Genomic DNA, 9,305 nt, shown 5'->3' on the forward strand with positions numbered 1-9,305 from the left:
CCCCGCCTACCCCGCCTCAGAGCGTGCCGTCCGGGCCCTCGCGCATGCCGTCGCCTACGCGCAGTGGCGGCGGGACGCGGCCGAGCCCGGCAAGGTGCCCGAGTACGAGAACATCGACGAGAGGGCCGCCGCCGCGCGCATCGACGGGCTGCTCTCGCCCGGACAGGACCTCACCCTCGGCAGCGAGGAGACCCGCGGCCTGCTGGGCACGTACGGCATCGAGGTGCACCGCGCCCTGCCCGCCCCCACCCCCGACGACGCCGCCGAAGCCGCGCGCACCCTCGGCTACCCGGTGGTCCTCAAGGCGACCGCCCCGCACCTCAGGCACCGGGCCGACCTGGGCGGCGTCCGCCTGGACCTGGCGGACGAGGAGCAACTGCGCCGGGCGTACTCCGAGTTGTCGGAGCTGTTCGGCGCACCGGCGGAGCTGCGTCCGGTGGTTCAGCGCATGGCGCCGCGCGGTGTGGACACCATCGTCCGCGCGGTCATCGACCCCGCCGCCGGCGCGGTGCTGTCCTTCGGGATCGCCGGGGCCTCCTCGCAACTGCTCGGGGACATGGCGCACCGGCTGATCCCGGTCACCGACCGGGACGCGACCTCGCTGGTGCGATCGATCCGGACCGCCCCGCTCCTCTTCGGCTGGCGAGGTTCCGCGCCCGTCGACACCCCGGCCCTCGAGGAGCTGATGCTGAGGGTCTCGCGGCTGGTCCACGACCATCCGGAGGTCGTCGCGGTCACCCTGGAGCCGGTCGTCGTCGCCCCGCACGGCGTGAGCGTCCTCGGCGCCTCCGTACGCCTGGCCCCGCCGCCGGCCCGCGACGGCCTCGGACCCCGCACCCTCCCCGCGTACTGAGGGCGCCGGGGGAGGGGAGCGGGCGAGCGGTGCCTCGCAGTCGGTGGCCACCCTTAGGATGGGCATCATGGCCAAGACCAGTACGACGACCCAGGGGCTGCGGGCGGCGATCGAGCGCAGCGGCTACTACCCGGCCCTCGTGGCCGAGGCGGTGGAGGCCGCGGTGGGTGGCGAGCCCGTCCGGTCGTACCTGGTCCACCAGGAGACGACGTTCGACCAGAACGAGGTGCGGCGGCACGTGACCGTGCTCGTGCTCACCGGCAACCGCTTCATCGTCAGCCACACCGACGAGCAGGCCGCGGACACCACCTCCCCGACGCCGTACGCCACCACGTCCACGGAGTCGGTCAAGCTCGGCCGGATCTCCTCCATCGTGGTCAGCCGGGTGGTGGCCAACCCGGAGTCGTACAAGCCGGGCACGCTGCCGCGCGAGATCGTGCTCACCATCGGCTGGGGCGCCGTCTCCCGTATCGACCTGGAGCCGGCCGCCTGCGGCGATCCCAACTGCGAGGCCGACCACGGCTACACGGGCAGTTCGACGGCCGACGACCTGAGCCTGCGCGTCAGCGAGGCCGGCGACGGGCCGGAGACGGTGCGCCAGGCGCTCGTCTTCGCGCAGGCCCTCTCCGAGGCGACCGCGGACACCACCCGCTGATGGCGCGGTCCACCGTCCGGGACTCCCACCCGGAGTACCCGGAACCGCTCCCCGTCCGCTCCGCCCCCGTGCCCGAGTACGGCACCGGTTCACTCGCCGACCTGCTGCCCACGCTCGCCGCGGGCCTCGGCGTCCCCGGCATGACCGCCGGCATCGGCGAACTGGCCCCCGCCGACCGGAACTGCGTGTTCCTGATCGACGGCCTCGGCTGGGAGCAGCTGCGCGCCCACCCCGAGGAAGCCCCCTTCCTGACCTCGCTGCTCGGCAGCTCGCGCGGCGGCACCGGCCGCCCGATCACCGCGGGCTACCCGGCGACCACAGCGACCTCCCTCGCCTCCGTCGGTACCGGACTGCCGCCCGGCGCCCACGGCCTGCCCGGCTACACCGTGCGCAACCCGGACACCGGCGAGCTGATGAACCAGCTCCGCTGGCAGCCCTGGTCCCCGCCCGGCGCCTGGCAGCCGTACCCCACCGTCTTCGAGCTGGCCCACCGCGCGGGTGTGCACGCCGCCCAGGTGTCCTCACCGACCTTCGCGAACACCCCGCTGACCAAGGTCGCGCTCAGCGGCGGCGCCTTCCACGGACGGCTGTCCGGCGAGGACCGCATGGACACGGCCGCCGCACAGCTGGCCGGCGCCGACCGCGCGCTCGTCTACACCTACTACGCCGAGGTCGACGGCGCCGGTCACCGCTTCGGTGTCGACTCCGACACCTGGCGCGGCCAGCTCATGTACGTCGACCGGCTGGCCCAGCGCCTGGCCGAGCAACTGCCCCCGCGCAGCGCGCTCTACGTCACCGCCGACCACGGCATGATCGACGTCCCCTTCGACGAGGACCACCGCGTCGACTTCGACGAGGACTGGGAGCTGAAGGCGGGCGTCGCCCTCCTCGGCGGCGAGGGCCGCGCCCGGCACGTGTACGCGGTCCGCGGCGCGGCGAACGACGTACTGACCTGCTGGCGCGAGGTCCTCGGCGAGCAGTTCTGGGTCGCCTCGCGCGACGAGGCGATCGCCGCCGGCTGGTTCGGGCCGGCCGTCGACGAGCGGGTGTACCACCGCATCGGCGACGTGGTCGCCGCCGCGCGGGACGACGTCCTGCTGATCGCCTCCGAGCGGGAGCCGAGGGAGTCGGCGATGGCCGGCAACCACGGTTCGATGACCCCTGCCGAGCAACTGGTCCCCCTGCTCGAAGTACGCTCCTGAGACTCCGCCCGCAGTCCCCTGCCGAAAGGTTCCCGACCTCCCATGCCCGAGCTGGTGTTCTTCTGCGGAACCATGGACTGCGGGAAGTCCACTCTGGCCCTCCAGATCGAGCACAACCGCTCGGCGCGCGGCCTGATCGGCATGATCTTCACCCGTAACGACCGGGCCGGCGAGGGCAAGCTCTCCTCCCGCCTCGGCCTGGTCACGGACGCGGTGGAGGTCGGCGACGGCGCGGACCTGTACGCGCACCTCGTCGACCATCTCTCGCGGGGCCGGCGCGCCGACTACGTGATCGCGGACGAGGCGCAGTTCCTGGCGCCCGAGCAGATCGACCAGCTCGCGCGCGTCGTCGACGACCTGGAACTGGACGTCTACGCCTTCGGCATCACCACCGACTTCCGCTCCAAGCTCTTCCCCGGCTCGCAGCGCCTGGTCGAACTCGCCGACCGTGTCGAGGTGCTCCAGGTCGAGGCCCTGTGCTGGTGCGGCGCCCGCGCCACGCACAACGCCCGTACGGTCGGCGGGGTGATGGTCGTCGAGGGCGCCCAGGTGGTCGTCGGCGACGTCACCGGTTCCACGGACGAGATCGGCTACGAGGTCCTCTGCCGCCGTCACCACCGCCGCCGCATGACGGCGGCGACGTCCCGCGCGGCGGCACTGTCCCCGGACGTTCTCCCGGTGTCGACCGCCTGACCGGCGCGGTCAGCCGGTGCGGGACCCGCCGAACTCCTCGATCAGCACGGGGTACTGCTCCCCGCCGTGTCCGGCGGCGATCGAGCGGTCGGCCATCGCCTTGATCAGCTTCGGCAGCCCGGTGTCGACACCCGCCGCCTCGCTCTCCTCGACCATGTGCGCCATGGCCCGCACGTCGGTCTCCAGGGCCGACACCTCGGCCGGGAAGGAGCCGCTGTCGATCTGCCGGGCGTACCCGGGAAGCCACTCGGCCACCACGGCCGCGATCTGCCGTGCGAACGGCGCGCAGGTCTCGGCGTCGACGCCCGCCGTCCTGAGCAGGGCGGTGCCCTGGAGCCAGGCGTTCAGGACGCTCCACATCATGGTCAGACCGGCCACGTCGTACAGGGACGCCAGGCCGTGGTCCGCACCGAGGTGGGTGACGGTGCCGAGCGCGTCGAGTGCCGGCCCCGTCCCGAAGTCCGCCTGCGGCCCGCTGAGCAGGATCACCGCCTCGGGGGTGCCGATCGCCGGGGGGGATCGCCATGATGGCGCCGTCCAGGTAGTGCGCCCCGAGCCGCTCGGCCCACCGGGCGGTCTCCCTGGCCTGGGCGGAGCTGCCCGAGGTCAGGTTGATCAGTGTGGTGCCGTCGAGCCGGGCGTCGCTCGCACCGAACAGGTCGCGTACGGCCTCGTAGTCGGTGAGGCAGACAACCGTCAGCGAACCCGCCTCGAGCGCGGCACCGACGGTCGGCGCGAGCCGCGCACCGTCCGCCACCAGCCGGTCGGCCTTGGATGCCGTGCGGTTCCACACGGTCGTGGGATGACCGGCCTTCAGGAAGGCGCCGGCGAGGGCCCTGCCCATCAGGCCGAGTCCGATGACGGTCACGGGGGTGTCGGTTGTGTTCATGGCAGCATCGTCAACGTTGATACCGGTATGAAGGTCAAGCGGGGGTGCGATGCGAATCGGGGAACTCGGCAGCCGGACGGGCGTCAACGCCCATCAGCTGCGCTACTACGAGGCCCAGGGTCTGCTGGAGGCGGACCGGGGCGCGAACGGCTATCGGGAGTACGGTGAGGACGCCGTACTGCGGGTGCGGCAGATCCGTCACCTGCTGGAGGCCGGTCTGTCCTCCGAGGACATCGCGTACCTGCTGCCCTGCGCGGTGGGTGAGGCCCCGGAGCTGGTCGGATGTCCCGAGTTACTGGCCGCGATGCGGTCACGGCTCCGGCGGCTGGACGAGCAGATGGACCGGCTCGCCCGGTCTCGCGACGCCCTGACCCGCTACATCGACGCGGCCGAGCGCACGGGCGCCGAGACGTACCCGCCCTTGGAAGGCGCCGGCCCGGAGCCCGTGCCCGCCTGACCAGCCGGGTGCGGCGCCGCCACCGGAGCCTCAGCCGATGCGGGCTCCCGCGCCGCCGACCCGGATCCGCCGGTCACCCGCGCGCAGGGTCACCGTGAGCTCGCCGGGGCGGCCCAGGTCCTCGCCCTGGTGCAGGGTGAGGACGGCGTCCTCGGGGACCAGGCCGAGCTCACGGGCGTAGGCACCGAACGCGGCGGCCGCGGCGCCGGTCGCCGGGTCCTCGACGACACCGCCCACGGGGAACGGGTCACGGACGTGGAAGACGGCGGCCGACTCCCGCCACACCAACTGGACCGTGGTCAGGTCCAGTCGGTGCATGAGCGTTTCGAGGCGGGCGAAGTCGTACGCGAGGTCCGCGAGACGGGCGCGGGTCGCCGCCGCGAGCACGAGATGGCGGGCGCCGGCGAACGCGATCCGGGGCGGGAAGGCCGGGTCGAGATCGTCGGCCGGCCAGCCGAGCGAGGTCAGCGCCTCCGCGAGGTCCGCGGCGTCGATCTCCTCGATGCGCGGCTCGACACTGGTGAGGGTGGCCCGGACCGACCCGTCCTCCTCGGTCACCTCCACCGGTACCGTGCCGGCGCGCGTCGCGAAGACCAGTTCCCCGGCGCCGACGCGCTCCGCGAGCGCGACGGCCGTCGCGACGGTGGCGTGCCCGCAGAACGGCACCTCGGCCCTGGGGCTGAAGTAGCGGATGCCGTACGCCCGCCCCTCCGGGCCGTCGAGTCCCTCCGGGGGTGCGGTCAGGAACGCGGACTCCGAGTACCCGAGTTCCGCGGCGATGGCCAGCATGGCGGCGTCGTCCAGGCCGGTGGCGTCCAGTACGACGCCGGCGGGGTTCCCGCCGTCGGGGGAGCCGGAGAAGGCGGTGTAGCGCAGAACCTCGGGCCGCGGCGCGTTCGTCGTCATGCTCGCGGCAACACGGGGGCGGGGCGCGGCTATTCCGGGCCGGGGCCCCGGCCCCGCCGGGCGGCCCGTACGGGCGTCGGCGTCCTCGTCCCGGGACAGCGGTGGACGTGTGTCTCAGGTACCGAGGTGCCCTCCGTCGCCGGTGCCGAGGAGAGAGACCGCGAGCCGGCGCTCGACGGCGCTGGACAGGGACCACAGCTCGGTACGTCGCCGTCGGTCCTCCGAGCCCCGGCGGCCGGAGCGGCGGATCCCGGACACGGACAGGGCCAGGGTCGCCAGGGACACGGCGAGCCCCGCCCCGAGCAGCGCACCGGCGAGTACGGCGCCGTCCGCCAGGGCGAACGGGAGAGCGACCCCGAGGCAGAGCGTGCCGAGACCGCCGAGGACGGAGAGCATCCACCACAGGGGTGTGAGCGGGTGTTCGTCGCGCAGGTGGCCGACCAGTTGCCGGTCGGTGGGCCGCCGCCGTGGGTGCTCTCCGGCGGCGGCGAACAGTTCGGCCCGCCCGCGCAGCGCCCACGCGGCGTGCGCGCCCACCCACACCACGGGCAGCACGAACAGCGTCACCAGGACCAGACCCGCCTGGACCGGCCGCGGTACGGACACCCAGCCGGCGGCGTCGCCGGCCACGGACGCCACGGTGGCTGCCGCGAGCACGCCACCCGCCACGCCGGTGGCCACCAGGCGACGCCGGGCCCCGCGCACCCGGGCGCTGAGGGGGAACTCCGACGCGTCCCATGTCTTCTCCCGTCGACGGCCGAACGTACTGTACGCAGCCGTGAGCTTGTTCGTCCGCCCGCGGAAGCGGGGCTGGCGGCGGGCGGGAACCGTACGGTGCCCTCCCCGTCAGGCCGCCGCCGGTGCCACATGTGACCGCGCCCGCACCGCTCTCCGTCCCGCCGGGGGGCAGGGAGGCAGCGACGCCGGTCCGGCTCCGGCCCCGAGGCGAGGTGATGCCTCCGATCGACACGGCGGCCGCGTCAACACCGCTCAGTCCGCGTCGCCGTGCCTGCGCCGCCGTCCTCCGCTGAGCGGTGCTTTCGTGAAGGAGGGTGTGCCGGAGACGGCCGCAGCGGCACCGCTCCGTCCGCTCAGTCCGCGTCGCCGTGCCTGCGCCGCAGCCCCTCGGCGAGCGGAGCCTTCGCGAACGCGCCCGCCGCGAGACGTGACGCGACCGTCCGCCGCACGATCCGGTCGGCCAGGGCCGGCGCGTGCCGGGCCAGTGCCATCTCGGTCCTGCCCCGGCGGGTCGTCGCCACGTCGCGCGGCGCGTGCCGTGCCGTGACCGCGGAGACCACCGCGGACACCACCCCGTCGAGCGGCTCGGGCCGGGACACCCCGTCCAGCGAGAGACCGGCCTCGCGCGTGCTGTCGTGGATCGGGCTGCGCACCATGCTCGGGTACACGGTCGTCACCCCGACATGGGTGCCGACCTCCAGCCGCAGCGTGTCCGCGTACGCGGCGAGCGCCCGCTTGGAGACTCCGTAGGCAGCGGCCAGCGGCAACGGCAGCATCGCCATCCGCGAGGCGATGAACACGACACGGCCACGCGCCCGTTCGAGATGGGGCAGCACGGCGGCCGTCACCTCCCAGGCGCCGAGCAGATTGAGCCGCATCTGGGTGTGCACCTCCTCGGACGGCCGCAGCTCCGCGGGCGCGGGACCGCCCCGGCCGGCGTTGTTGACCAGCACGTCCACACCCCCGCCGAGCAGCCGCACCGCCTCCTCGACCCCCTTGGCCACCGACTCGGGGTCGGTCAGGTCGCAGCCCACGACGGGCACCGGCGCCGTCTCGTCCACCACCAGGTCAAGACCGACGACCCGGGCGCCGAGTTCGGTGAAGCGGGCGCCGAGTGCCCGGCCGAAGGTCCCCGCGGCTCCCGTCACGATGACCCGCCGCCCCGCGAGGGAGCGTCCGGAGCGCCGCCCGCCGGCCAGATCCCGCGCCACCTGGCGGAGGTAGCGGTCCACGTCGATCCTCATGTGCGGACGCCTCGCCCCCCACCGCGCCCGTGCCGCGTGCAGTTCCGCGACGACCTCGGGCAGCATCCGGTCCCGGGGCGGCCTGCGCAGCCGACCGGACAGGTACGCGGCCAGCAGCCTGCCCTGCGCCTCCACGACCGGCAGCGCCGAACCGGTCGACTGCATGAGCCCCACGAAGGAGAGCGCGGGCTCGTCGAGCGGGAACACATGCCGGTACAGCGGCAGCCGTGCCGGGTCGGGAACCAGTTCCGGGTCGAGGAAGGGGACGGTCGCCCGGTATCCGGTGCACCACAGGATGTGGTCCACCTCGTCCTCCCGCCCGTCCGAGAAACGCACCCGGCGCCCCTCGAAGCCCTCGATGCCCGCCCGTACGCCGATCTTCCCGGCGGCCACCAGCGCCGGAACCGTGTCGCTCAGCGTGGGGTGGTCCTGGAGCACGCCCTCGGGCGACGGGGGCAGCGCCGGCCCCTCCTCGCCCCGGTCGGCCAGCCGCAGCATCGCCTGGGACACCTGCTGGCGCAGCCGCCACGGCAGTACGGCCGCGAGTGCGCCGTTCCACTGGTCGGTGGGGCGGCCCAGCAGCCGCCTGGGCAGCACCCACACACCGCGGCGGGCGGATATCAGCACCTCGTCCGCCTGCCCGGCCAGCTCCGTCGCGATGTCCATCGCGGAGTTGCCGGTGCCCACGACGAGCACCCTCCGGCCGGCGAACCCGGTCGGTGCGCGGTAGGTGTGCGCGTGCGAGGAGGTGCCCTCGAACGTGCCGGGGTACGGCGGTTCGGGCAGCCGCGGCGTGTGGTTGTGCCCGTTCGCCACCACCAGGTGCGCGACTGACTCCTCGTACGTGCCGTCGGGGCCGTCGAGTTCGAGCTGCCAGCCGTCCTCGGTGCGCCGCGCGGCGACGAGTTCCGTGCGCAGGCGGTAGTGCGACGGGACGCCGAAGCGCTCCGCGTATCCCCGGACATACGACAGGAGCTGGCCGCGCGAGGGGTAGTCGGGCCACTCCGAGGGCATCGGGTGGTCGCTGAACTCGGTGCGCGGCTTCGAGGTGTTGAGCCGCAGTCCCTCGTACGCGGCGGTGTCGTCGGAGAGCCGCCACAGCCCGCCCAGCTCCCCGGCGCGTTCCAGCCCGATCACCTCGACGCCCGCCCCGAGCAGCGCCTTGACCGCCGCGATGCCCGCGATCCCGCCCCCGACGACGGCCACCCGCCCCGGCATCGCCGTGTCCCGCCCTGTGCCCATGGCTTCCGCGCCCTTCCTCGAGCTAATCAAACGTGCGATGGATTATTACGTCACTCCCGGCGGAGGCACCAGCCCCCGACTCCGTCCCGGCCGGCGGCGGGCCGTAGAGCGCGTCCAGGAAACGGCGCACCCAGAGGCGGAACTCGTACCGTTCACGCTCCCGCTCGGCGGGGGAGGCGGCCGCCAGCGCGGTGACATGGCCGTGCGCCGCCCACACGAGGCTGCGCACCGTGACGTGCGGGGTCGTCTCCCGCACCGTCCCCGCGTGGGCGGCCTCCAGCAGGACCCGCTCGACCTCGCCGTACAGCGGCAGCGCGTAGGCCCGGTCGAGGCTCGTGCCGCGCGTCGGGTCGAGCCATCGGCGCAGCCACAGGAACGTGGTGTGCGGGTGCTCCTCCAGGAACTCCACGAAGCCGTCCGCGAGGG

8 protein-coding genes and 2 pseudogenes are annotated in these 9,305 nt (G+C 74.1%); 5 read left to right on the top strand and 5 right to left on the bottom strand.

The window, feature by feature from the left end; translation table 11 throughout:
* From B9S61_RS11140 to B9S61_RS11155, 4 genes are all read left to right on the top strand, one after another.
* A partial coding sequence (locus tag B9S61_RS11140; protein ID WP_181007329.1) for an acetate--CoA ligase family protein occupies window positions 1-853 on the top strand: 853 nt, incomplete at its 5' end.
* Between the two features lie 67 nt (window positions 854-920).
* Window positions 921-1,508, top strand: coding sequence for a DUF5998 family protein (locus B9S61_RS11145; protein WP_103542121.1), 588 nt, complete (start codon window positions 921-923; stop codon window positions 1,506-1,508).
* Window positions 1,508-2,710 carry an alkaline phosphatase family protein gene (locus tag B9S61_RS11150; RefSeq protein WP_103542115.1) on the top strand — a complete coding sequence of 401 codons (1,203 nt, stop codon included), beginning with the start codon at window positions 1,508-1,510 and terminating at the stop codon, window positions 2,708-2,710. The genes B9S61_RS11145 and B9S61_RS11150 overlap by 1 nt, the downstream gene beginning before the upstream one ends.
* 42 nt (window positions 2,711-2,752) lie before the next feature.
* Window positions 2,753-3,403 (top strand): thymidine kinase, encoded by a 651-nt coding sequence (locus tag B9S61_RS11155; RefSeq protein ID WP_103542116.1) that lies wholly within the window; start codon window positions 2,753-2,755, stop codon window positions 3,401-3,403.
* Between the two features lie 9 nt (window positions 3,404-3,412).
* On the opposite strand, the pseudogene B9S61_RS11160 reads toward B9S61_RS11155, so the two are convergent.
* A pseudogene (locus tag B9S61_RS11160) lies at window positions 3,413-4,292 on the bottom strand (NAD(P)-dependent oxidoreductase).
* A gap of 49 nt (window positions 4,293-4,341) precedes the next feature.
* On the opposite strand from B9S61_RS11160, the gene B9S61_RS11165 reads away from it, so the two are divergent.
* Window positions 4,342-4,749: a MerR family transcriptional regulator gene (locus B9S61_RS11165; RefSeq protein ID WP_103542117.1), complete on the top strand. Its 408-nt coding sequence runs from the start codon at window positions 4,342-4,344 to the stop codon at window positions 4,747-4,749.
* Window positions 4,750-4,779: 30 nt separating this feature from the next.
* On the opposite strand, the gene B9S61_RS11170 is transcribed toward B9S61_RS11165, so the two are convergent.
* From B9S61_RS11170 to B9S61_RS11185, 4 genes and pseudogenes are all read right to left on the bottom strand, one after another.
* On the bottom strand, window positions 4,780-5,655 hold the full coding sequence (locus B9S61_RS11170; protein WP_103542118.1) for a PhzF family phenazine biosynthesis protein: 876 nt from the start codon (window positions 5,653-5,655) through the stop codon (window positions 4,780-4,782).
* Window positions 5,656-5,769: 114 nt separating this feature from the next.
* Entirely contained in the window at window positions 5,770-6,336 is a 567-nt protein-coding gene (locus B9S61_RS11175; protein WP_103542119.1) for a hypothetical protein, read from the bottom strand.
* 410 nt (window positions 6,337-6,746) lie between these two features.
* Window positions 6,747-8,879, bottom strand: coding sequence for an SDR family NAD(P)-dependent oxidoreductase (locus B9S61_RS11180; RefSeq protein ID WP_103542120.1), 2,133 nt, complete (start codon window positions 8,877-8,879; stop codon window positions 6,747-6,749).
* Between the two features lie 22 nt (window positions 8,880-8,901).
* Window positions 8,902-9,305, bottom strand: a pseudogene (locus B9S61_RS11185) (TetR/AcrR family transcriptional regulator); the annotation flags it as partial.

Source organism: Streptomyces sp. SM1, from assembly GCF_002910825.1.
Classification (GTDB): domain Bacteria; phylum Actinomycetota; class Actinomycetes; order Streptomycetales; family Streptomycetaceae; genus Streptomyces; species Streptomyces okerensis.